The organism is Brucella sp. HL-2, from assembly GCF_025846885.2.
Taxonomy (GTDB): Bacteria; Pseudomonadota; Alphaproteobacteria; order Rhizobiales; family Rhizobiaceae; genus Brucella; species Brucella quorumnocens.
On sequence record NZ_JAOYTK010000004.1, the window covers coordinates 92,128 to 115,223 of the forward strand.

Here is a 23,096-nt window from a genome sequence, read left to right on the forward strand (position 1 = left end):
CGGCATGGTGCTGCACATCCTTTAGCGGGGTGGGCATGTCTGTGCTCGTGCCGGGTATTGCGGCATGAGGATAAAGACATGAATGCCATAGTGAAACAGCCCGTATCAGCGAGCGCACGCAAGGACGACAAGAAACTGTCGATGCGTGCGGTACGCGAGGCGCAAAACAGCGTTGACACGACACTCGCCAATTTCAGAACCAGTCTGAATGGCCTGACCGAGGCCGAAGCGATTGAGCGTCTTGCCAAGGACGGACCTAATCATGTGGCGCATGAAAAGCGTCCGCAGGCGCTTATTCAGTTTCTGCTCGCCTTCAAGAACCCGTTCATTGCTGTTCTTGTCATGCTTGCCGCTATCTCTTCCGTTACTGACATTATCTTGCCGCTGCGCGGTGGAGAAGAACCAGAATATACCGGAGTCACAATCATCCTGACGATGGTTATCCTGAGCGCATTGCTGCGCTTCTGGCAGGAGTTCCGCTCAGGCAAAGCTGCGGATGCACTCAAGGCAATGGTACGCACCACTGCAACGGTGCTTCGTCGGCAAGAATGCGGAGCAGGCCAGAACAGTGACGCCAACATGGTCGAAATCCCGATGGCGCAGCTTGTCGCAGGTGACATCGTTAAGCTTTCCGCTGGCGATATGATCCCTGCAGACGTGCGCCTGCTTGAATCACGCGATCTCTTTGTCAGTCAGGCGGCTCTCACGGGTGAAGCGCTGCCGGTCGAGAAATACGACACGCTGGGCGCCATCGCGGAGAAATCTGCCAATGCTACAGCCACTTCAGGCGATCAGATGGATATGCTCGATATGCCGACTGTTTGCTTCATGGGCACGAATGTCGTCAGTGGTACTGCGACAGCCGTAGTGGTCGCTACGGGCGCTCGCACTTACTTCGGTTCGCTTGCTAAAGCCATCGTCGGATCACGTGCTGAAACGGCCTTTGATCGCGGTGTTAACAGTGTAAGCTGGTTGCTGATCCGCTTCATGCTGGTGATGGTGCCGATTGTGCTGTTGATCAATGGCTTCACCAAGGGCGATTGGCCGGATGCATTTATGTTCGCTCTCGCAGTGGCTGTCGGCCTTACGCCTGAAATGCTGCCGATGATCGTTTCGTCGAACCTCGCCAAGGGTGCCATGGCAATGGCCAGCCGCAAGGTCGTGGTGAAGCGTCTCAACGCGATCCAGAATTTCGGCGCGATGGATGTACTCTGCACCGATAAGACCGGAACGCTGACGCAGGACAAGATTATTCTTGAGCATCATGTCGATATATACGGTGATCGTGATCCGAGTGTTTTGCGCCTTGCATGGCTGAACAGTCATCATCAGAGTGGCGTGAAAAACCTTATGGATCAGGCCGTTATCCGCTTTGCTGATGATATTCCTTCCCTCACCGCTCCTGCTCGCGTCTATAACAAAGTAGACGAGCTTCCTTTTGACTTTGTGCGCCGTCGTTTGTCTGTCGTCGTCGAAGGTTTGAGTGGTGAACATCTGTTGGTCTGCAAGGGCGCAGTGGAAGAGATGCTGGCTATCTCGACTTCGATCCGCGATGGCGATGAAGTCATGCCGCTCGATGATGCGCGTCGTAACGCACTCATTGAACTCGCACGCGATTACAATCGCGATGGCTTCCGTGTGCTTGTTGTTGCAACGCGTGAGATTGCGTCGACACAGACCATGGCACGCTATGGTATCTCGGATGAAAAAGAGTTGGTTGTGCAAGGCTTCCTGACCTTCCTCGATCCGCCAAAGGAGACAGCACGTCCAGCCATTTCAGCGCTTGCTGAACATGGCGTGGCAGTCAAAGTGCTCACTGGTGACAATGAGGTGGTGACGACGAAGATTTGCCGCGAAGTTGGACTTGAACCCGGCACGCCTATCCTTGGTCGCGAAATCGAGAAGATGAACGACGAGACATTACGCGTGGCTGTCGAGCAAACAACTGTATTTGCGAAGCTCACCCCGCTGCAGAAATCGCGTGTTCTTAAAGCGCTGCAGGCAAACGGTCATACAGTTGGCTTCCTTGGCGATGGCATCAATGATGCGCCTGCATTACGTGATGCTGATGTCGGTATTTCGGTCGATAGCGGCACCGATATTGCGAAGGAATCCGCAGATATTATTTTGCTGGAAAAGAGCCTGATGGTGCTCGAAGAAGGGGTTATCAAAGGGCGCGAGACCTTTGGCAATATCATCAAGTATCTGAACATGACTGCCAGCTCGAATTTTGGCAACGTGTTTTCAGTTTTGGTGGCGAGTGCCTTTATTCCATTCCTGCCGATGCTTGCGATCCATCTGCTGATCCAGAACCTGATGTACGATATTTCGCAGCTTTCCCTGCCATGGGATCGCATGGACAAAGAATTCCTTGCCAAACCCCGCAAGTGGGATGCCCAAAACATTGGTCGGTTCATGATCTGGATTGGACCAACGTCATCGATCTTCGACATCACGACCTTTGCATTGATGTGGTATGTCTTTGCCGCCAATACACCTGAAATGCAGTCACTGTTTCAGTCGGGCTGGTTCATTGAAGGCCTGCTGTCGCAAACACTCGTTGTGCATATGCTGCGTACCCAGAGAATTCCTTTCATCCAAAGCACTGCCGCTCTACCAGTAATGCTGATGACGGGTCTGGTTATGGCGCTTGGAATTTATATTCCGTTCTCACCTCTTGGAGCCATGGTTGGCTTGCAGCCGCTTCCTTGGGAATATTTCCCGTGGCTTGTAGGCACATTGCTTGCCTACTGTGTCGTCGCTCAAACAATGAAGACGTTCTACATCCGCCGCTTTGGTCAATGGTTCTGAAGTGAGGGGTTCTGATCTGGTTTTGATGTGACGCTGTCGGTGCCTCGCAGCGCCACATCGAAGAGGTGACCGGTATTCTTACCGGTTACCTCTTCGCCAAGCTTCAAAATACGGCTGTTTGAGGAGAACAAACATGACCGCCGAACTTATATCTGCTTTCGCACCACCAACACCTAACCGGACGCCCAGAGGTGAACGTAACGAGTCTGAAGCCCCAAGGCCTATGCGTCAGATTAAGCCATTGCGCCCACATCAAAAAGGCTTGTGGGTATGGGTCAGAAATCAGGGGCACCGGCTCTTATGCTGGGTGCTAGCTCTGATTGCAACGAGGCTCGCCAGTGTGACCTACGCGTTGTCACGCCTTGGCCTTCTCAATCAGTGGCAAACTTGTTGGCTGTTACGATATGCAACGCGCGTACACGGAAAATCTGTGCGTATGTTTATCGGTGGATCGTGGTAAAAACGACGACTTGCAGCAATCACGTGTCAGTCAACAGTCGTCCTTACGTAGTGAATGGGAGATATTGAATGCGAAAGAAAATCTATCGCCATATGTCTCCGCAGACGTTCGCGACATCTGCGGGACTGTCGATTGTCAGTGCCGCGATATTCGTTTTTGATACTGTCACCGATTATGCCATTGCGGCCGCTGTTTTCTATACGGCGGTCGTGCTGGTATCCACGAGAATGTTCGCACATCGCACGGTTATTGGCGTGGCGGCAGGTTGCATCATTCTCACCATTGTTAGTTTTTTCATGACACGTTCAGGCTCTTACGATGTTGGCTCTGTCAATACATTGATCAGTATCCTAGCCATTGCATGTACTGCTTATCTCGGCCTGAAATTGGTGGATGCAGAGGCAGAGGCGCATGATACGCGTGAGCGTTTGTTGCGTCTTGCACGCCTGACCACTCTAGGGCAGTTGACTGGTTCTATTGCTCACGAAGTCAGCCAGCCTTTGGTGGCTATAGAAACGAGCGCAGGTGCTGGTCAGCGCTGGCTCGCCCAAGAACCGCCCAATGTTGATCGTGCAATGGTGGCGCTTCAGCGCATATCCGCAGATTCTCACCGCGCCAGCGAGATACTCGACCGTGTTCGCAGTCTCTCCAAAGGAGAAAAGCCTAAGGTCGCGAGCTTTGACTTTAATATAGCTATCCGTGAAATGGTTGATCTGGCTACAGCTGAGCTTTATCGAAACGACATTCATTTCGAAATTAACCTCGCTATGGACCTACCTCCAGCATTGGCGGACAGAGTGCAGATACAGCAGGTTTTCGGCAATTTGATCCTCAATGGTATTGAGGCAATGGCTCATACTGAGGATAGTGAACGTTTTCTAATGATTGCGTCTTCGGTTGGTGAGAACAGCAGTCTGCGATTTACAATTGCCGATACGGGACCGGGTTTGGCGACCGGCGCACGTGAACAGCTTTTCGATGCCTTTTGGACGACAAAGGAAGGTGGTTTCGGATTGGGACTAACGATCAGCCGAACGATTGTCGAAGCGAATGGCGGCCGTATCTGGGCGGATACGCATGGTGTGCATGGCGTAGGCTCCAACGGCATAAGTTTTGTAGTGGAAGTGCCTGTGGCTGGAAAGGACGAGCATGACCGAAACTCATGAAGAAAATGCAGTTGTCTATATCATCGACGACGATCTCTCCGTCCGGCAGGGACTGGATGATTTATTCGCGTCTATTGATATGACGGCGGTGAGTTTTTCATCGGTCCGCAGTTTTCTTGATTTTGAGCGAAAGCCTGGTCCGACATGTCTTATCCTCGATGTGCGAATGCCGGGCCAGACCGGTACTGATTTCTTTGCTCAAATGGCGGGTCTTGGCATTACGATGCCGGTGATTTTCATTACCGGACATGGCGATATTGCCATGGGGGTGAAGGCTATCAAGGATGGCGCGGTCGATTTCCTGCCCAAGCCATTTCGTGATCACGACCTGCTGGATGCTGTCCATCGAGCAATTGAGGGCGAGAAAAAGCGGTTACAGAATGAAGAGGCCCGAATGGAAATGCACATTCGATGGCTCAGTCTTACGTCCGGCGAACGTGATGTGTTTGCGCTGGTCGTTCGGGGCTTATTGAACAAGCAGATTGCCGCTGAACTGGACGTGAAAGAAATCACGATCAAAGTACGCCGCGCCCATGTGATGCAGAAAATGCATGCTGGTTCGCTGGCTGATCTAGTGCGTATTTCTACTGTAATTGAGAACCAATAATTAAGTGGCAATGGATTAATTACGGCCATCGAGTTCGAGCTTCTTAGTCGCGCGACAGCGCTACGACCGGGTCAAGTCTCGATGCATTGCGTGCAGGGATGAAGCCAAATCCTACCCCGATCAGACTTGAGCATAACAGCGCTACAATTATCGAAGTCGGCGAGTAAATAAGCTCAAACATGCTATTGAACTGCGCGAACAGAACACCGAATCCAACCGCTATTAGAATGCCGCTTAAGCCGCCTATCAAGCAAACAAGAACGGATTCGATCAGAAACTGTTGAAGTATGTCGCTCTGACGCGCACCTATAGCCATGCGAACCCCAATCTCATTGATCCGTTCAGAAACGGACACGAGCATGATATTCATCACACCAATCCCACCCACGAAAAGTGATATGCCAGCAATGCTCGCAACAAGAAGTGCGAGGGTTGCGGTTGTTGCTTTGATTGTTTTTTGAAGGCTACTGGTATTGAAGATCGAGAAGTCCTTCTCGCCGTGCCTAAGAGTCAAAAAATCAGTGATCAATTTCTCCGCTTCCGATGGATCCATCGTATCTGCAACGCGTACAATGACTGTTTGCAGGGAACGCGAGCCCGTCATTCGGGTTTGCACGGTTGTGTAGGGTAAATAAATCTCAAGATTTTGGGCCGCACCCATACCCCGTTCTTCTGTCTTGACGACACCGACGATACGCACCGGAACGTCTTTAAGAAGGACGATTTTTCCAACCACAGGCCCGGTCTCGTAAGGAAAGAGTGTTTTCTTGGCATCTTCATCGATCAAAGCATCTTGAGCTAAGTCACTCACGCCCTTTCGATCAAAGAATCGCCCTTCAACGAGTTTGCTATTTCGCGTCACAAAATACTGTTCGCCCACACCATTAACCGAAACACTAACTTCTTTACTACCTACGCGAACCGTCGATGTGGTCGATACCGAAGGAGTTGCAGCAATGACATAAGGCAGTTTGGCGAGCTCTTGCGCATCGCTGATATTGAGTGTTGTTATTTGTGCGGCTTTCAGATCGCCAAAGCCCCGCCCCGGACTGACATAAAGCGTATTGGTACCAAGGTCACTTATCTGCTCGAGAATTTTCTTCTGCGACCCTTGCCCAAGCGCTACCACGCAGACGACCGATGCTGTACCAATTATGATACCCAGCATGGTCAGAAAGGTGCGCATCCGATGCGCGTTCATTGAACGAAGCGCCATCGAGAACGCTTCTGCAAAGCGGTCCGCTAAGCCGTTAAAAAAGCGCGGCTTCTCACGCGTTGTGTTGTCTGTATCGATTAGAACTTCATCGCTATCCTGAGAAGATTCGATGATGTCATCCGCAATGATCTCGCCGTCACGGATCTCAATGATACGTTTGGCACGTTCCGCGACGTTACGGTCATGGGTAACAATGATGATTGTGTGACCTTCGCGGTTAAGTTCCTGCAGAATACCAAGAACTTCCTCGCCACTATGGCTATCAAGCGCGCCGGTCGGCTCATCGGCGAGGATAACATCCGCACCATTGATTAGCGCGCGCGCAATTGAAACTCTTTGTTGCTGACCGCCCGATAGTTGATTGGGCCTGTGGTGTGTACGATCACCCATTCCCAGTCGCTCTAATATTTCGCTCGCGTGTTCACGGCGTTCTTCACGATTGCATCCCGCATATACGGCCGGGATTTCAACATTGCCGACTGCATCAAGTTCACCGAGCAGATGGTAGCGCTGAAAGATGAAACCAAAATGTTCGCGTCTCAACTGAGCCAATTCATCAGGGTCGAGTTCAGACGTCTCGCGCCCTGATATCAGATATGTGCCTTCTGATGGCCTGTCCAGGCAACCGAGAATGTTCATTAACGTCGATTTTCCGGAACCGGAAGCGCCGACGATTGCAACCATCTCGCCACGTTGAATGGTGAGATCGATATGATTGAGGACCGTCGTAAAGTCATCTCCAGAAGGATAACGACGAGAGACGCCCTTAAGCGAAATCAGTGACACTTCGCTCATATCAGAATCCGACACTGACTGAGCCGGCACCAATGCTCGGATCGGTGGCCTGATTATCAGTTACGATCCTGTCCCCTTCATTCAATCCTGACTGGATTGACGTGTTGATTTTGTCGGTGATCCCCGTCTCAACGGTCCGTCCGGTGATCGCCCCATGGCTGGTAACAATGCGCACGATCGCTTTGTTGGGCTCACCGGAACTACGCAGCGCAGAAACTGGAGCTAAAAGAACATCTTTTTCCTCAGCCAAAAGGATGTGAATCTCCGCTGTCATATAGGTTTTGAGAAACCCATCCGGGTTGGGAACACTAAAAATACCTTTATAATAAACAGCCGAGGCGGTAGTCGCCGATGCTGACGCTGATGCGCTGGTGGCAGCGAAGCTTTTGTCGTTTACAATAGTGTCTGGAGCCGGATCAATTGTCTCAAGTTTCGCTTCATAGCGTTTGCTGTTCTGACCTGAAATCGTAAAGTAAAGCGGCAACCCTTCACGAACCAGTGTTATATCCGCCTCCGAAATATCAGCTTCTACCGTCATGGTGTCGAGCTGCCCGAGAATAGCAATGGTAGGGGCAGATTGCGCAGCGTTAACAGTTTGGCCCTCCTGGACCACCGTGGCAAGCACTGTTCCATCCGTCGGTGCGGTTATACGTGTATAGGCCAGATTGGTCTCTGCTATCTTCACTTCGATCTGTGCTGCAGCGATGGTTGCCTCGCTAGATGCCAGTACAGCCTGCTTCTCTTTCACTGTACTGACAGCTTTGTCGTATTCTGAACGGGCGACCGCATTCTTGCCGATCATGAGTTCATTGCGCACCAGATCCAATTTGGCTAATTCCAGCTGAGCATTGTTTTGATCACGCGTAGCTTCGTTCTGGCGTAAGGTAGCCTGCGCTTTTTGCAATTCATTCTGCTGCGTGGTTGAATCAATGAGAGCGACAACGTCATCCTTCTTGACGCGCTGTCCCGGTTTGATTTTAAGCGACAGAATTCGACCGGTTGCCTGCGCACCAATCGCAACAAGGTTTTTGGGCTTCAGCACACCCGTGGCGAGAACTGAACTTTCCAGATTGCCGCGGTGAATAACGGAGATTGCCGGTAATGGGGCTTCTTTCGTTGATTGACGAACTGCCAGATAGCCAACAATCAGCAATGCTATAAGAATAGCCAGCCAACGGCGCCATTTAATACGACGTTTGGACTTAGGTTTCATGGAAGCCTCGTGCTGATTGCCGGCGAAGCCGGTGCGAATGCTTTAACAATATGCGGACCTGTATAGCCGTCTACGACTTCCGGTTTTCCGACGTCTATTTGGCCACTCCAACCGCCGCCCAAAGATTTTTGCAAGGCGATGTAATTGACCACGAGTTCTGTTCGAACTTGATTGAGGCTCGTTTCAGAACTCAAGAGGTCTCTTTGAGCGTTCAATACCTCAATGAAGCTCTTATTACCGACTTTGAACTGCTCAAGCGTTAGCTCATTTATCTTGCGACTGTTGCCAACAATCTTTTGTAACTGCGCCACCCGCATGCGATTTTGGTTAAGTGCTACACTTGCATTTTCTACTTCGCTTAATGCTGTCAGGATCGCTTTTCGATAGGCAATAAATGACTGATCACGAGCAGCTTTGGCAGCATCAACATCCGCGTTGAGCTTTCCACCATTGAAGATCGGTATGCTCAGAGTAGGTCCGAAACTCCAACCGAGGGTCGAGAGTCTGGCGAGATCGCCTAGGTTAGTTCCATCCGTACTAATGTTTCCGGTTAGAGAGACACTGGGATAGAGTGCGGCCTGCTTTTGACCTATGCTTGCCGTAGAACTTGCATAATCGCGTTCGGCTGCGCGCAGATCGGGGCGATTGAACAAGACATCAGCGGGCAGTCCGGTCGACACTTTTCGAGGCACATTGGGAACAGGGCCAGATTTATTGAGACTGGCCGCAAGAACGATAGCGGAGCGTCCTGTAAGCACCGTAAGCTTGTTCAGATAGGTTGCATACTCTATTCGCAGACCCGGTATCTCAGACTGGGTCGTAGCCGCCTGTGTCTGGGCACTTAACAGATCAACCTGAGAAATTTGGCCAGCTTCGAGTTGACTACGCGTTAGGATAACAGTTCGCTCCTGTGAAGCGGAATTGCGCTGTGCAATGGCAATTTTGGCTTGTACCCCGCGCAGCTGCACGTAATATGTAGCTATATCTCCAATTAGGGCGACGAAAGCAGCCCGCAACTGCTCATTTTCAGATTCCACTTTGTAATAAGCAGCCTCAACCCCACGACGATTACCACCAAAAAGGTCAAGCTCCCATTTTGTACTAAACTGGAAATTGGATTGGTTCGACGCTGTCGATCGGCTGTTGTCAGAGCGTGTATAACTACCTGTTCCATCAAGAGATGGATAAAGCCCGCCTCCCGCAGATGTGAAATTGGCTCTCGCTTCACGAATTTTGGCCTTGACGGTCGCAACGTCCGGACTTCCCGCTACACCATCTGCGATGAGCTGATTGAGCCCCGGGTCGTTCAGATTCGTCCACCAATCAGCCAAAACGGGTGCCTTCGTATTGGCCTTGCTGTTCCAACTTTCCGGCGTGATCACTATTGGCTTTTGATAGTCAGGACCAACGGCGACACAAGCTGCTATCAAAGGCAGAAAACTAGCCAGGACGGTTAGGCGCGCGAGATGTTTCGTCAAAAGATAATCCTGAAATATCGGTGCTAAACAATCTTTATTTGAAAGCGGTTTACAACACTGTTGCCGCGAATCGTGACTTCCATGTGGTAGGGCAACATTATCCCCGACCAATTAAAACCCAAGACAGCTTGTCTATTTTTGAGCTTACTGAGAACCCGCCCATCACTGTGTCCATATGTCAACATTCACCACGGTTGAAGCTCATAAGCAAGTGGCTACATAGACGAGCTACATTGCCCATGTGTTACCTAACTGATCACCCTGACTGCGTGCTCGTTTGAAGGCGGCAGGATTCAGAATCCGCCAACCATCTCTTGGAACCCTTAGTTCAAATTCTACTCTTCGCAGACTGTTTGCCACCACCTTGATCAAGCTTTTTATAGACATCTTTCAGTTGGGAAACTGGTGCGGAGCATTTCTTCGTCCGCGCAATGTCCTCAAGCACCTTGTTACGATTACGCAAGGCGTCGATTTCAACTTTTTGAGGCGATTTCGGATCCATAAAAAAGAGCGCCGGAAAGAACAGAATAGCTCCCGTTGCTCCCAGAATGATATTCTTGCCCTGAGCTTGCGAGCGTTCTTTCAAAGTCACCAATATGTGGCGTTCGTTAGCTGCAAACTCCCGCGAAATTCCTGCACAATCAAACGCACCGTCGGTTGGGTGCGTTGCGGCTATCGGCTTTGCTTCGCGCCCACCGCAACCTGAGAGGATCAATGACGAGACAAGGATTGTAAGGATTGAGGCATGATTTAATTTATTGGGAACAAAACTATAGTTCATTAATGTGCATCTCATAGTTGGTGTTATAATAACAGTATATTTTAGGCTTTTAAATTTAAACGCTCATTGAATCAATCGGAAATCACTGTCAAGTTTTTCAAACACATTTGTTTAAATTTTATCATTATTTACTTTTAAACTATCCATAATTGCCCACTTATTAGCAAACGCGTGTACATATATGCTCTTAATTTGTCAGCAACTGACGAGAGAAAAGGTCAAGGCGAAATAATAAACTTAGTGCATACTAGGCGATAATTAACCAGATATGGTTGAGCGAGCATCAAAGTCGTGTCGGGCAACAGCGTTTAAACGACGTTAAATTTTCTCGCCGGGCAAGTCGCCGGCTTGCTTGATCCAGTCAACGAACAGCGCTTCGTCGAAGTCTCCGGGTTCAAATATATGAAAGTATCGCACACTGGCGTGCTTTGACGGTTCTGGCGGTATGGGTTGCAGGTCCGTACCTTTGAAAAAAGTGACTTTGATGTATTTCGTCATGCAGTGGAATGCAGTAAAAGATGTGCCGTCACCCACTCCATAGAATGGTGTGTTCCACCGCACCTTTTTCGAAACATCCGGCACCAAACGCTCGATGATAGCGTCCAGCTTCTGACCGACGTTTCGCTTCCAACCGGGCATCGCTGCGATGTAAGCCTGAACGGGTTCATTGCCGTCGGCCTTTGGTATTTGCGGATTTCCGCCACTGAGAAGAGCCGGCTTGTCATAAGCTGTTTCGCGAGAACTAGCTTTTCTTGCCAATGATCAGGTCCTTCTTATCGTTTAGTTTGATTTTACTCTCTCGCACACAATTCGCAACCGCCCTCTTCCAAGAAAGGAGCAGCTGCGATGGAATATGAAAATTGCAAGCTCGGATTAGAGCGATGAACCAATCTGTAAGACCGTGAAGTCGCGTTGCAGATAGCGGTTCATCACGTTTGACAAAATTGAGTTTGCAGTAGTCTTCGCTTTCGGAGCGACGATGCTAACGACGCCTGCGCACAGTTCACCTGCCTGGACGGTATGCCCAGAAACGTCGCCTTCTACGGTTTCAGCCAAAGTTTCCTTCCAGGACGCAACCACACCTTTGACGGCCTGTTCGGCTGTTGAACAATCAGCATAAGAAAGTGAAATCACCAAAGCTGGAGCTTTGTCGATTTGCACATCCGCAATAAATCCCGCAAAATAGGGAGGAATACCGCGGCTATTCGCTTCTACATTGTCTTTGAAATTCTGCATTGCAGTTTCAATATCATCTGCTGAAGAGGGCAATATTTTTACCGGATCAACCCCTTCCAGACCAAAAATGGGTGATATAATTGCAGCCTGCACAATTTGTCCGCTGTCTGCAGGAACCGCATCCTTCAATCCATCAAGAGCCGCCACGATGATCTCACTCTCCGCAACCGATGGAGTGGGTTGAGCCAATGCTTTCATGTCACTAGGGGACGAAGCTTGAACCAGGGCAGTATCGAGAGGCAAAACGAAGCTCGTTGCACCTGTAGCGCCCCGCCAAGGATTTCCAGCATTCGCTTTGGTGAAATCAAACTTGTTGGCTTCGCCGTTCGCAATCACGCCTGAAACGTCGCCCTCGACATCAGTAAAATCGGTATCTTTGAGCGCCTTGATCAAAGATCGACTGGCTTGCTCATTCGGAAGTCCCCAATACGTAACGTTACTTGGCGCCTGACCAAAAGCTGCGAAATAGGAGAGATTGTCGAACGAGATCTTTGCATTGCCCGACCAGGCATCCAATCCATAACCGATTGATTCAAGCGGGCGGATAGGTTGTGCTAAAACCAGTCTCCGCATTCCTTCTGCTGAAGGTCCAGCTTTTTCCAGTCCTCGCCAGGCTTGCGTGTCCAAGAAGAATATCTGCATCGCTTCGGCATTGGACAGTGTCTTTTGCGGTATTTGCTTTAAGGCCTGCTCCAAAACATGTGTGCTGTCCTGTGCAAACGCCGACGTACAAAATCCTGCCATAAGGCACAGTGCAATAGTCTTCAAACGCATCAATTTTCTCCTGTTCTCAGGCTCTCTCTGTTGACATCTGCGGCACCCAAGCTTCACTGAAACTCAAACGAGTGGATTGAATTCTGAGATGCTGAAATAGCTCCCAAGATCCGCTTTGACCATTCGCAATAGCTTGCTGTCAACCTTGAAGGTCCGACGATCATGGACAACTGCCAGAGAAATCTCTTCGTGGGTTGCTTACAAAATGATGACGAGAGTAAGTGTTCTCTTGCTCTGAAAGAGAGGTTTGGAGGGATTTCAGAGATGGAACTCGAGACGAGCGCAACTATATCGGTGCCTTCGAACCCATGGATTTTATTTGATCGCATTCAGTGCGATTTTTAATCCCTTAAGCGGTACAATTATCTCAACCGCGCCCTGCTCAGCGTTTGAGAAGGCAACCTTTACATTCGACTCTTTATCGATATTTTCACGCGTAATCGGCCCGACTGGTAACAAAGCTAAGCAAACGCTGTCATCGCAGCCTTTGTAGCTGAGCAAAACCGGTTTTGAGCGCTCCGGAAACGACACCGTTATGGGCACCTTTTGATCAACCGTCGACGGAACTCGCAACAGCATAAAAGGTTCTCCATACTTCGTTGCAGCTAGCGACCAGCTGAAAATCTGGCTACCTGATCTGTCGGTTACGATCTGACTGACATTGCAGGTCTTTTCTTTCAACTTCAGGTTCTCATCACAAATGAGTGTCCAGTTCTCAAAGGGTTGGATCGTCCGTTTCATTTGCCCCCACTCCACTCCCTTAGGAACCTGAACATCCGAGGGCTTTAGAAAGTAACGGCTACCCGTACCCTGCCCGGCAGCGGGGAAGCTGCCGAACAGAGAAAATGCAAAAAGAATGAAGATAAGTTTATTGAAGCGTGGATTGTTCATTGGTTCAACGTGAAGCTGAGTCCAGCCCCGACACCCATCTTGCCGCCGGATGTGGTTCCTGAAACATTTGCACGGATTGTGCTGTCATCATTCGTATAACCGGCACCAAATGCCAAGGCGCTTTGCCCACGCCAGAAACCGCCGCCCACCGCGACACTAAGTTTTCCGGGATTTTCATCATAGCGCAGGGATGCAGCCGCAAGGCCAATCGCAGCTGATCGATGCGCATCGTCACGCACACCGTCAATCGTTGTACTCAGTTCAGAGAACCGTTGGTCTGTATAGTTTTTGGCCCCTTCAAATGCGTTATTAATACGATTGTCGATATAGCTGTAGGATTGTACACTCGTACCTGCCAATACAGCGTTGAGCTGTGAAAGGTTGACAGCATCCGTATCCTTGGTTCCTGCCGCAACGTTCGAAATCACCACCGGTTTGTTAGGATCGCCACCCTGTAAAGTGACAGAGTTCAACTTCGTTCCATTGTCATTCTGGTCGTATTTAACCGCTACATTGTCGAGCGCATCAACAGCTTTGTTTGTAGCGTAAAGCTGAGAGCCATTGATGCCATCGGTTGACGTTGCGGAAATCCGTCCTGCAGCAACATTGGTGATTGTGCGTTCATTGTTTGCAGAACCAACAGAGATCGTTCCAGTCGGAGAAGAACCTCCAAATGAATAGGTCTGTCCCGCAATTGTGGTGCTTGCTGTTCCGACTGCCTGTTCTGTAATAGACCCCGCACCGAGGGCGACGCTGTTCGTAGTGTGGGCCGTCGCTCCTTTTCCGAAGGCAACCGAACCCTCGCCTGATGCGCTCGTGCTCATATCACCCATGATGACAGCATCTTTTCCAAGATTGGAGTTAATCCAAGCGTCCAGTACCGCCATGTCAATTGTAGTGCCTGTACCGTCTGAGGGAACTCCTCCGATTACAGCCTGCCCACCACCGTTCTTGGTCACAGTACAGGTCCACGGACCTGATCCACCAAACCCTGGCCTGGTACAGAATGCGCTAGGCGTATTTGTTGCCTCCGCTAGTGCGGTTGAAACGCCTACTATGCTTGCTGAAGAAAGAACGAGCGCGTAAACACCTGTTAAACACTTTCCGCGCAGTTGCATTGCGTTTAAATTTTGCGAAGCCGATGCATTCTTTAATACCATATTTTTCCCCAAGTTAAATGGCCCAATAGACAAATACTCAGAAGAAACGCCACGCTGAATACAATTGGAAATCTCCGCGTAGAAACGCGATAATCTCCATTTACTACAGAATAAAATACGTCATATTCGGGTTGTTTTGATTTTTCCCCAAATCACTTAACAGTTAAGACTAATTTAGAGATCCCATTGGTGAAAGAAGTTGTCAATTGAGAATGCATCACTTTTTCAAATATTTCTATTTTAGGTAGAATGTAAGATGCGTAATGGGTTTTTGGTATAGGCAGAAAAAACGCGCTTTTCCAGCATTTCACGAACCAGAATCTAGACGAACGCGCGTTGAATATAGAACCATTATTGGGGTCGTTTGCGGGACAGGGCGGAATCCTACGCTAAGGCTTTGGCCAACGATATTCTCCGGTGAGATTGATCTGTTCCCAACCTAGCGGGGAGACATGGGCCAGTAGATCGGGTGATAGTGGCTTTCCGTCTTGGCTCTGGTTGGCGACGACTTCGCCGAGCTTTATGGTGTTCCAGAAGATGATAATGGCGGCGAGCAGGTTCATGCTGGCGATCCGGTAGTGCAGTCCTTCCGCCGAACGGTCGCGGAAGCTGATAGCCCGCTTCAGTGCGTGATGCGCCTCGCCCTTATTGAGGCCGATCTGAGCCCGGCGTTGCAGATCGGCATCCAGAATCCAGTCGATCATGAACAGGGTCCGCTCAACGCGGCTTACTTCCCGCAAGGCTGTAGCCAGTTCGACGCGCGCACGGCCAAAATCGCGAGCCTCCTGTCCTCAGGGAGATCGCGCATGCCGTCAGCATAGTACCGCTCGCCCTGCCTACGCAGACGTGTCACCCGATGGGCAGGAACACCAGCCAGCAAATCTCCGGGGAGAACGACGCGCTGCAGGTATTCTATCCGGTCGAGCAGCCGGTTGGCAGACGATGAGTTCGAGCCTAGCTCGAATTGCCGCAACCAGACGAACCTAGTTACCCGGTCGTCAACGGTATCTTCGAGCAACGCTAACAGCGGCTCCCTGGTCTGGTGAGACAAGCGGCTGGCAATTCTTGTCTCAATCTGTCGTTCAGCATCGACCAAAGCCATAGCGCAAAGCCGCTCGATCGTCGATGTCGCGGGGAGAACTGCGCGCGTGCGACGGCACTCGGCCACGAAACGAATGGCAACATCCTTGTTCGAAACTGCTATCTCGGCTTCGCGAAACAACCATTCCTTCAGATCACGCGCACCACGTCCGGAGAAGGTGCGGAATCCATAGAGTGCCCGCAGTTCGGAAAGATGCTCATGCCGCGTCTCCTCACGGGTGGCATAATCGACAAGATCGTCGGCAAAGAGGCCGAGCTGCGCTCCGATAAAATCAATGACCTCTGCCGGTATCAGTTCACCTGGAGCCAACACCCGCCCAGGATAGCCGAGGACGCACAATTGCAGGGCGAAACCGAATCTGTTGTGAGCGCGCCGGCGTTGCCTCATGGGGCCGAGATCCTCATCGCTGAGAGTATAGTACTTCAGCAGATCCGCTTGCGAGGTCGGCAAGCGCAACAGCACATCCCTTTGCCGATCGGTTAGAGTGACGCGACGCGGCATTTATGTTCCTTTTCAAATTTGAGTATGTTTAAGATGCTTTGTTTATGAAGCTGGTTGAGATACATTTCCAGCGACCAAAACATTCGCATCCGATATATCGCCTCAAACCAACGTTTGATACATGCTGATGGGATATGCTCGCGTCTCAAAAACCGATGGCTCGCAGTCTCTCGACCTGCGGCAGGACGACTTGCGCGCCGCTGGCGTCGACCAGAACAATATCTATGAGGATCGCGCTTCCGGCAGCCGCGACGACCGGCCTAGACTGGCCGCCTGCCTCAAATCTCTGCGCGACGGCGATGTGTTGGTGGTCTGGAAGACCGACCGCCTGGGGCGGTCGCTTGTTCACCTGGTCAACACCGTGAAGGACCTGTCAGACCGCAAGGTCGGTCTGCGCGTGCTGACCGGAAAGGGCGATCACATCGACACTACGACCGCATCTGGCCGCATGGGGTTCGGTATCTTCGCCACCCTGGCCGAGTTCGAGCGTGACCTAATTCGCGAACGAACCATGGCCGGCCTCGCCGCCGCAAGAGCGCGCGGTCACAAAGGTGGTCGCAAATTCGCTCTGACCAAAGCACAGGTGCGCCTTGCCCAGGCCGCGATGGCGCAGCGCGACACTTCCGTCTCCGATCTGTGCAAGGAACGTGGGATCGAGCGCGTCACGCTTTACCGATATGTTGGCCCCAAAAGCGAGCTCAGGGATTACGGAAAACGCGTGCTCGGTATGGCGTAAAAGGCCGATATGTCCGACGCCAGTGCAGCAGGTCACGATGGAAGAACAAACAGACATACATAATCAGGATGATGGCTGGGTGGCTTGCTCACCTGAAACGGTGGATATGAACGCCGAAGCCCTCGCAGGGCTTGCTCGACTCACCGGATTTTTTAACCTCTTCCTGCTTCTCTTGGTTTCGCTATCCGTTGCGACGGAATCCGCCGCGATGGGCGCCTCCAACGAACCCAATGCCGATGCTTTCCGGCCAGTCCAATCTACCGCTGAGGTCAAGACGCAGCTTGCCGGTTGGATCATCCCAGGCAGACCTATTTCGGACGCGGTCCGGAACCTTGCGCCAAAGGGCTTTACTTGCCAAACGACAATATCGCTATCGCCGGACGCGCAGCTGTCCGTGGTTTGCTCCTATCTAATTCCGCCGCCAGCACCCCCGGAGAAGCGGCTTGTGACCCCAATAACACCGGTCACATGGATCGTCACGCTGAACTCTAAGGACGGAACCACGACCGGCGATTTTGAAGTAGTGCGCTCTACTAGGGTCCGTGGACATTTGCTTTAACGCGATTATGGCTGCGACGAGGTACCAGTTTGCGGTGTAGCTACAAGCGGTCTTCTCATAACGCGTTACGATTGCCCGAAACTCCTTGATCCTGGCAAAGAAGTTTTCGATCAGGTGCCGCCACCTGTAGGCCTGACGATCAAAGGTACGTTGGGTCTTTCGGTTTACTTTTGGTGGGATGACCGCCGCTGCGCCACGCTTTTCGAGTTCTGCAAGTAACCAGTCGGCATCGAAAGCTTTGTCCGCGAGCAACGCTGCGAACGAAACGTTTTTTATAAGCGGTGCGACGCCTTTCAGGTCATGCCCCTGTCCGGGCAAATGGTTAAAATCACACAGGTTTCCGAGCCGATCGACCAAGGTGACAATCTTGGTCGTCAATCCGCCGCGCGAACGCTCGATGGCCTGAGGCAGTGTCCCCCTTTTGCGCCACTGGCCTTCTGGTGAGCCTGGACTATCGTGCCGTCTATAAGCGCGTATTCGAAATCCGGGATGCCCCCGTATGCCTTTGAAAAGCCGCTCGAACACCCCCGCCTTGGCCCAACGGCGAAAACGCCGGAACACGCTGTTCCAGTTTCCGAACGCCGTTGGGAGATCGCGCCATGGCAATCCCGTGCGCACTCTCCATAGAACGGCTTCAAGGAACAATCGATTATCTTTGCCAGTTGCTCCTCGATCTCCCTGCCTGCCGACAAGCAAGGGCTCAATGCGCAACCACGCCGCGTCCGATACCACAAACCGTGTGTCGTCCATTCAAATCTCCCGTTCGGGAGCTTGAATCAGAAACGAAATGACGGGTAAACCATTAGTGTCGACTGAAACTCGCGGCGTCGATTGGCACAAGTGAGGGGTTTTCAATGCCTATACCAGTGGAATACAGGCTTGCGGCAAAGGAATTCGACAATTTTCTGGCAGATGTCGCTATGAAAACGAATTTGGGTTCCAGACATCAGGCATATACCAACACGCAAGGAGTACTCTTTTGTTTCAGGCGTAGGCTGAGTGTTCATGATGCGATTTCATTTGTGCAAGTCTTACCTGCAATGCTCCAGGCTTTATTCGTTAGCGATTGGAACACCAATGAGCCGCAGGAAAAATCATGGGATAGGGACTTGATGACAGACGAGGTGAAGCAGCTTCGCAGGAATCAAAATTTCTCCCCTGATACTGCAATTAATGATGTTGCCTTCGTTCTGCGCAAGTATGTAGATCAAGTCGCATTCGAACGTTGTTTGAAAAAACTGCCGTCTCAGGCTCGTGCTTTTTGACTTTAAAACGAACCTTATTGTCCACGGACCTAGTGAAACAGGAGAATAAGATCATGGGAGTTCAGAGTAGCGTAACCGTAACCTTCGCGGAACCGGTTCTGTACCATCCTGCAAGCAAAGATCGGGAGTTTCATGTTGACCTTTCACTACTTGGAATCCGACCCAACGGCTACGTCCTGATTGACCGCTTCAATCTTCCCCTTGTCTCGCGCCCATATGATCTGGCCGACTGGTCGCGCGAGATCACTGAGGCCGAATATCTCGATCTTATCGGTCCACCGGATATCGAGGCCCTACGCGGCAAGCATCCCGGTTTGCGACGGATGATGGAATAGCGAAAGGAACCTGGACACGAGACAGACTACGGCCAGATTGAGAGGATTTTCCTTCTTGTTTCGGAATTCAAACGGGGCAATCGTCCCTTGCGCTACCAGCTCTCAGTTTCAGACATGGGGTGACGTGTCCGCGGCGGCGACGACTTTCCGTTTCAAGAACCAGTCAAGATCGAAGGTTCTCATCAGCGATGGAACAATGCCGAAATTTGAATTCCAAATGAAAACAATCATTTTCTGCGTGGTGTTGTGCTTATCAACAGTGGTCCATGCCAGCGGCCAGTTGCCACTGCCTCCGGTCGACGAGGAATACGGGTCCCACCGTGCGTGCGTCGTTGCTCTCGAAGCCTATCACAAGGAAAATCTGGCACAGATCAGGACAAACAGAACCGCGTCTAACGGTGATGTGTCGGAGGTGCGCTGATCACCGGGTTCGCCATACCACCCATGATACAGCGACTTACGACGCCACGATCTGGTATCACAACGGTCACCGCCGTGACGATCTCAAGGAAATGGAATACAACAACAGCTATGCACACCGGTTGCGCATCTGTGAGGGCAAAATTATGCGCACCACCGGCGAGGATGGCTATACGCAGAGCACATTCGGGCCGCTACCCGTCGCGGCAAACAATGCGCCGCAACGGCTCGATTGTCGGGTGCGCTATGAAGATTGCTGCCGCGAACTCGCCATTGTTGAAGCGACGATTGCGAGCGACCCTGAGCTTGCAGCTCTGCGGCGGTCAATCGACACGCGTATTGGCGACTTGAAAAGCCAGAAAGGGGTCGACGCCGCCGCCTCAGCGGCACTGGACGAGGATGAGGCGAGATATCGCCGGTGTCTTCGGCGCGACCTTTATATTCTGTCGGATAGCGCCGCCCTGACAGAGGAGGATCGTTCGGAACTTCGGGGTCGCCTGTCGTGGCGTTTGGCGGTGCTTGAGCGTATGTCGCTCGCATCCGATCGGTTGACCGGGCTCTGGAGTAATGCTTCCGGCGAGCTGGAGATAAAGCACCTTGCTGACGGGCGATACTCCGTGTCCGCCAATCCGGTTGATATCGACCTTCTCAAATGGACATGCGAGTTCTCCGGCGAAGGCCGCTTCGTCAGTGACGTTCTAACGATCGATCTTGGGGCGGGCGAACAGCTTGAGCTGAACTTACGGGACGGTATCCTCCATTCCTCACACAGTTTGTGCACGACAGGTTCCAGCGAATTCTGCGGCGCCGGGGGCCATGGCGATGGGGTTTGGTTCAGTACGCGCCCTCAAGATACAACAGAGAGCAGGAACAATTGATACCGCATCCAGAAACATCGATGCGGCCATCTTGGGGCTGCAAGGTAGAAAGATAATTCCACCACAATGGATGACATGTTAATCAAGGACCAGATGACGAATTCTCACCCAAAGGAAAGATCGAAATTGAATCGTACCTTTTGCTCACTTTTTGTTTTCAGAATATCCGGATTGTTTCTGGCACTGATCTTTTTTGCTACGGGCTCTGGTGATCCAGGCTACGCTGCAGAGCAGACAACTCCTGTTACGAAAGTTGGCGGTTCCAAGCCTCCTTTGCGCAAACTCAACGCGAACCCGAAGCGCGCTTATGAAATCCGCATGAAACTCGCAAATGTTTCCGATATACCGTCTGCGGATCGAGATAGCGCGCTGTTTGCATCGGTAGAGGGTACTATGCAGTTCGATGTCAGCAATGCGGCTAGATGTGGTAAGACCCGTTGGCTCGCCGGCAACGTACCCGTTATATCGAGCCACGAACCATTCCGCCTTTCGCCGGTTTCGGCGACCGAATATGTCGGTACAGTGTATACCGATATGATTCTGGATGAAGATTACCATGGGCGTGGCGTGTGCCACTGGCAAATGACCGAGGCTCGCGTCGCGCTCTCAGCACGCAATCAAGCAAATGCCACCCGCTTTGTCGCTGGCTTGTCTGCGCAAAAGATGCGCGCCGGTGATACGCAGCGGCGCTATTTCTGGAAAGGGTATTATCCGCAGTTTGAGCAGGGGGAATTCGCCGATTACGGCATATCCCAATTGTCGACCGTTGAGAAAAACAAGCGCGATCAGTACTTCACGATTACCTTGTCGGCCAAGGCGGTGGGCCCGTAATTGGATTTTTGTACGACTGGTACCAAGGCAAAAATGGCGACTGTCGATGCGACAGCCGCCATTTTTCTTTTAACCTCTAAAGTTCTGATTTGTGGCCGATTTGCAGGCCTTGGCTAAATTCCGCTCGCTTCATGCACGACGGTGCCATTAAAATCGCAGCTGGCTCCATGGTAGTAAGAGCAACCGGAAACTTCTTCCAGCTTCAACGTGTATTGATCCATGAACTTAAAATTCACCTTGCAAAAACGACTGTTCTGCAGGGTTTCTTTTTTGCTTTCAATGAACCCTTCGTTGGGGATCGACATGGTCGCGCTGGCACCGGTAATGGTGACATCGCCTTTCAGACTTCCACCGCAACCGGGCAATTTATCGGTCATTTCAACCGTCGTCGAAATAGCGGCAGAATAATCATTGCCCGACTTATGCGTCAGGTCCACGGTGAGAGATGCTCCACCTTCGCTTTCGTAACGACCTGAGCGATTGTTTTCGTCACCCTGAGCCAACGCTGGCATGGCAAGGACCGCAAGCGATACAGCCAATATCGATGTTCTGATCATGTAATCTCCAAAACCAATTAGAATCGGGGCAGATGAGGTGATTTCCCGAGTTGTCCGCCCAAATTACGCTGTATCACCAAACGTTCAAGTGTGAACTTCGTGTTTACTGCCCTGCACACTTTGGTTCACGGATATCCAGCCGTTCCACAACTCTTCCATCGCTCGCAGGCACAAGAAGCACCTGGAGAATACAGCCGCTACCTTCTTTTCCAGAGTGGCGACCGCATCTGCGGGACCTGGTCGTATTTTGCCTCCGGCCAGGCGTTTGAAGGCAGGGTGGTAGCGTAGCCAGCTCGGAGACCAAAGCGCGGCGCACGCAAGTTTGCGGCCGACCGGGCTCGGAGATCGACACCGACTGCGCGGCAGGCTGGCAACAAATTGATAAGCCCCTGGAGCTTTGTGGCGGCAAGCTCAGCGACATGGTGGGAGCAGACGGAGCCTGTTTCGCAAACTATGAAGCTGTTCCCGCGTCACAGGCCGAGCTTGCAGAGCTGGAAGTACAGCCCTGGTCGAAGACCTGTCTCGCAACGCCCCCCTGACGTTAACAGGCCCGGTTGGCCCGAAGCTGGGAAAATGGCCAACTCACAGACCAAAGATAGAATCTGATCGATTACGGCCTGGCTGCCTGCCGTACGTTAGGGGCTATATCGGGCGCACCCTCACTGTCCTGAACGTCGCCACCATGCACGATGCCTTCCAGCATATTGCCGCTCATATCGGTCACGATATGGCGCTTGCGCCCCTTGATCTTTTTGCCTGCATCATAGCTGCGTGGACCGCCAGCTTCCGTCGTCTTGACCGACTGGCTGTCAATAATGGCTGCCGTCGGCTCGACCTTGCGGCCTTCCGCCAGCCGTGTCACCGCAACCAGCATTTCATTGATAAGATCGAGCAAGCCGCTATCGCGCATCCGGTAGAAATGGTACTGCACCGTCGTAAACGGCGGAAATTCCTTCCACAATTGCGCCCAATGGCAACCCGTCGTGGCAATGTATTGGATTGCATTCCACAGTTTGCGTGGATTATGTTCGCGCGGACGGCCGACCTTGCCCGTCGGCTGTAAAAGCGGGGCAATAATACCCCATTCATCGTCCGAACAGTCACTTGCATAGCACAAACCTCCTCTGGCATAGTCCCGTCGGGCGGTTTCAGTCCAGGCCATCTGATCCTCCGTAGTCTTTGCAAACACAGAGAATCATAAACTCCTGAAATCGCTCAACTTAATTTTCGGTTCGGCTCTTAGCTGGTATTATTGCAGAAATGCCCGCGGAGCCCCACATATCCCACACAACGCCCCGCAAATGGGGCCAAATTATTGTTAGGC

19 protein-coding genes and 2 pseudogenes are annotated in these 23,096 nt (G+C 51.6%); 8 read left to right on the plus strand and 13 right to left on the minus strand.

Annotation, left to right across the window (positions count from 1 at the left end):
- The first annotated feature begins 78 nt into the window (after window positions 1-78).
- The 3 genes from mgtA to OIV19_RS08360 all read left to right on the plus strand — a co-directional run bounded on the left by mgtA (window position 79) and on the right by OIV19_RS08360 (window position 5,044).
- Window positions 79-2,811 carry a magnesium-translocating P-type ATPase gene (gene mgtA, locus OIV19_RS08350; protein ID WP_264231226.1) on the plus strand — a complete coding sequence of 911 codons (2,733 nt, stop codon included), beginning with the start codon at window positions 79-81 and terminating at the stop codon, window positions 2,809-2,811.
- Window positions 2,812-3,339: 528 nt separating this feature from the next.
- Entirely contained in the window at window positions 3,340-4,437 is a 1,098-nt protein-coding gene (locus tag OIV19_RS08355) for a sensor histidine kinase (protein WP_264231227.1), read from the plus strand.
- Window positions 4,421-5,044, plus strand: coding sequence for a response regulator (locus OIV19_RS08360; RefSeq protein ID WP_264231228.1), 624 nt, complete (start codon window positions 4,421-4,423; stop codon window positions 5,042-5,044). The genes OIV19_RS08355 and OIV19_RS08360 overlap by 17 nt, the downstream gene beginning before the upstream one ends.
- A 43-nt stretch (window positions 5,045-5,087) precedes the next feature.
- Here the strand turns inward: OIV19_RS08360 and OIV19_RS08365 are convergent, their stop codons facing one another.
- The 10 genes and pseudogenes from OIV19_RS08365 to OIV19_RS08410 all read right to left on the minus strand — a co-directional run.
- A complete protein-coding gene (locus OIV19_RS08365; protein ID WP_264231229.1) occupies window positions 5,088-7,055 on the minus strand; it encodes a MacB family efflux pump subunit in 1,968 nt (655 codons plus the stop codon).
- Between the two features lies 1 nt (window position 7,056).
- A complete protein-coding gene (locus OIV19_RS08370) occupies window positions 7,057-8,268 on the minus strand; it encodes an efflux RND transporter periplasmic adaptor subunit (protein ID WP_264231230.1) in 1,212 nt (403 codons plus the stop codon).
- Entirely contained in the window at window positions 8,265-9,746 is a 1,482-nt protein-coding gene (locus OIV19_RS08375; RefSeq protein WP_264231231.1) for an efflux transporter outer membrane subunit, read from the minus strand. The genes OIV19_RS08370 and OIV19_RS08375 overlap by 4 nt, the downstream gene beginning before the upstream one ends.
- A gap of 328 nt (window positions 9,747-10,074) precedes the next feature.
- Window positions 10,075-10,527, minus strand: coding sequence for a hypothetical protein (locus OIV19_RS08380; RefSeq protein ID WP_264231232.1), 453 nt, complete (start codon window positions 10,525-10,527; stop codon window positions 10,075-10,077).
- A gap of 318 nt (window positions 10,528-10,845) precedes the next feature.
- Complete coding sequence (locus OIV19_RS08385) at window positions 10,846-11,286, minus strand: DUF1801 domain-containing protein (protein ID WP_264231233.1); 441 nt, start codon at window positions 11,284-11,286, stop codon at window positions 10,846-10,848.
- 114 nt (window positions 11,287-11,400) lie between these two features.
- On the minus strand, window positions 11,401-12,537 hold the full coding sequence (locus OIV19_RS08390; RefSeq protein WP_264231234.1) for a hypothetical protein: 1,137 nt from the start codon (window positions 12,535-12,537) through the stop codon (window positions 11,401-11,403).
- A 315-nt stretch (window positions 12,538-12,852) separates the two neighbouring features.
- Window positions 12,853-13,428 carry an invasion associated locus B family protein gene (locus OIV19_RS08395; RefSeq protein WP_264231235.1) on the minus strand — a complete coding sequence of 192 codons (576 nt, stop codon included), beginning with the start codon at window positions 13,426-13,428 and terminating at the stop codon, window positions 12,853-12,855.
- The gene (locus OIV19_RS08400) at window positions 13,425-14,387 is read right to left on the minus strand and encodes a YadA-like family protein (RefSeq protein ID WP_264231236.1); all 963 of its coding nucleotides are present in this window, start codon (window positions 14,385-14,387) and stop codon (window positions 13,425-13,427) included. The genes OIV19_RS08395 and OIV19_RS08400 overlap by 4 nt, the downstream gene beginning before the upstream one ends.
- Window positions 14,388-14,977: 590 nt before the next feature.
- Window positions 14,978-15,343, minus strand: a pseudogene (locus tag OIV19_RS08405) (Tn3 family transposase); the annotation flags it as partial.
- Window positions 15,337-16,191: pseudogene (locus OIV19_RS08410) on the minus strand (DUF4158 domain-containing protein); the annotation flags it as partial. The pseudogenes OIV19_RS08405 and OIV19_RS08410, both read right to left, overlap by 7 nt.
- Window positions 16,192-16,312: 121 nt before the next feature.
- Here OIV19_RS08410 and OIV19_RS08415 point away from each other — a divergent pair.
- Window positions 16,313-16,927: a recombinase family protein gene (locus tag OIV19_RS08415; protein WP_264231237.1), complete on the plus strand. Its 615-nt coding sequence runs from the start codon at window positions 16,313-16,315 to the stop codon at window positions 16,925-16,927.
- A 409-nt stretch (window positions 16,928-17,336) separates the two neighbouring features.
- Here OIV19_RS08415 and OIV19_RS08420 read toward each other — a convergent pair whose 3' ends face one another.
- Window positions 17,337-18,236 (minus strand): IS5 family transposase, encoded by a 900-nt coding sequence (locus OIV19_RS08420; RefSeq protein WP_264231238.1) that lies wholly within the window; start codon window positions 18,234-18,236, stop codon window positions 17,337-17,339.
- Between the two features lie 104 nt (window positions 18,237-18,340).
- Here OIV19_RS08420 and OIV19_RS08425 point away from each other — a divergent pair, with 104 nt between their 5' ends.
- The 4 genes from OIV19_RS08425 to OIV19_RS08440 all read left to right on the plus strand — a co-directional run bounded on the left by OIV19_RS08425 (window position 18,341) and on the right by OIV19_RS08440 (window position 21,215).
- A complete protein-coding gene (locus tag OIV19_RS08425; RefSeq protein ID WP_264231239.1) occupies window positions 18,341-18,751 on the plus strand; it encodes a DUF2267 domain-containing protein in 411 nt (136 codons plus the stop codon).
- Between the two features lie 53 nt (window positions 18,752-18,804).
- Window positions 18,805-19,086 (plus strand): hypothetical protein, encoded by a 282-nt coding sequence (locus OIV19_RS08430; RefSeq protein ID WP_264231240.1) that lies wholly within the window; start codon window positions 18,805-18,807, stop codon window positions 19,084-19,086.
- 401 nt (window positions 19,087-19,487) lie between these two features.
- A complete protein-coding gene (locus tag OIV19_RS08435; protein WP_264231241.1) occupies window positions 19,488-20,384 on the plus strand; it encodes a hypothetical protein in 897 nt (298 codons plus the stop codon).
- Between the two features lie 126 nt (window positions 20,385-20,510).
- Window positions 20,511-21,215 (plus strand): hypothetical protein, encoded by a 705-nt coding sequence (locus tag OIV19_RS08440; RefSeq protein ID WP_264231242.1) that lies wholly within the window; start codon window positions 20,511-20,513, stop codon window positions 21,213-21,215.
- A gap of 113 nt (window positions 21,216-21,328) precedes the next feature.
- On the opposite strand, the gene OIV19_RS08445 is transcribed toward OIV19_RS08440, so the two are convergent.
- Together OIV19_RS08445 and OIV19_RS08450 are read right to left on the minus strand one after the other, a co-directional pair.
- The gene (locus OIV19_RS08445) at window positions 21,329-21,772 is read right to left on the minus strand and encodes a hypothetical protein (RefSeq protein WP_264231243.1); all 444 of its coding nucleotides are present in this window, start codon (window positions 21,770-21,772) and stop codon (window positions 21,329-21,331) included.
- A gap of 610 nt (window positions 21,773-22,382) precedes the next feature.
- On the minus strand, window positions 22,383-22,934 hold the full coding sequence (locus tag OIV19_RS08450; RefSeq protein ID WP_264231244.1) for an IS5 family transposase: 552 nt from the start codon (window positions 22,932-22,934) through the stop codon (window positions 22,383-22,385).
- Between the last annotated feature and the right edge of the window lie 162 nt (window positions 22,935-23,096).

Excerpts from the sequence above, each read along its gene's own strand:
- OIV19_RS08390 (WP_264231234.1), bottom strand. The coding sequence starts at position 12,537 with ATGCGTTTGAAGACTATTGCACTGTGCCTTATGGCAGGATTTTGTACG.
- OIV19_RS08360 (WP_264231228.1), top strand. The coding sequence starts at position 4,421 with ATGACCGAAACTCATGAAGAAAATGCAGTTGTCTATATCATCGACGAC.
- OIV19_RS08365 (WP_264231229.1), bottom strand. The coding sequence starts at position 7,055 with ATGAGCGAAGTGTCACTGATTTCGCTTAAGGGCGTCTCTCGTCGTTAT.
- OIV19_RS08435 (WP_264231241.1), top strand. The coding sequence starts at position 19,488 with ATGTGTCGGAGGTGCGCTGATCACCGGGTTCGCCATACCACCCATGAT.
- OIV19_RS08445 (WP_264231243.1), bottom strand. The coding sequence starts at position 21,772 with ATGATCAGAACATCGATATTGGCTGTATCGCTTGCGGTCCTTGCCATG.
- OIV19_RS08355 (WP_264231227.1), top strand. The coding sequence starts at position 3,340 with ATGCGAAAGAAAATCTATCGCCATATGTCTCCGCAGACGTTCGCGACA.
- OIV19_RS08420 (WP_264231238.1), bottom strand. The coding sequence starts at position 18,236 with ATGGACGACACACGGTTTGTGGTATCGGACGCGGCGTGGTTGCGCATT.
- OIV19_RS08425 (WP_264231239.1), top strand. The coding sequence starts at position 18,341 with ATGCCTATACCAGTGGAATACAGGCTTGCGGCAAAGGAATTCGACAAT.
- OIV19_RS08395 (WP_264231235.1), bottom strand. The coding sequence starts at position 13,428 with ATGAACAATCCACGCTTCAATAAACTTATCTTCATTCTTTTTGCATTT.
- OIV19_RS08450 (WP_264231244.1), bottom strand. The coding sequence starts at position 22,934 with ATGGCCTGGACTGAAACCGCCCGACGGGACTATGCCAGAGGAGGTTTG.
- OIV19_RS08370 (WP_264231230.1), bottom strand. The coding sequence starts at position 8,268 with ATGAAACCTAAGTCCAAACGTCGTATTAAATGGCGCCGTTGGCTGGCT.
- OIV19_RS08380 (WP_264231232.1), bottom strand. The coding sequence starts at position 10,527 with ATGAACTATAGTTTTGTTCCCAATAAATTAAATCATGCCTCAATCCTT.
- OIV19_RS08430 (WP_264231240.1), top strand. The coding sequence starts at position 18,805 with ATGGGAGTTCAGAGTAGCGTAACCGTAACCTTCGCGGAACCGGTTCTG.
- OIV19_RS08415 (WP_264231237.1), top strand. The coding sequence starts at position 16,313 with ATGCTGATGGGATATGCTCGCGTCTCAAAAACCGATGGCTCGCAGTCT.
- mgtA (WP_264231226.1), top strand. The coding sequence starts at position 79 with ATGAATGCCATAGTGAAACAGCCCGTATCAGCGAGCGCACGCAAGGAC.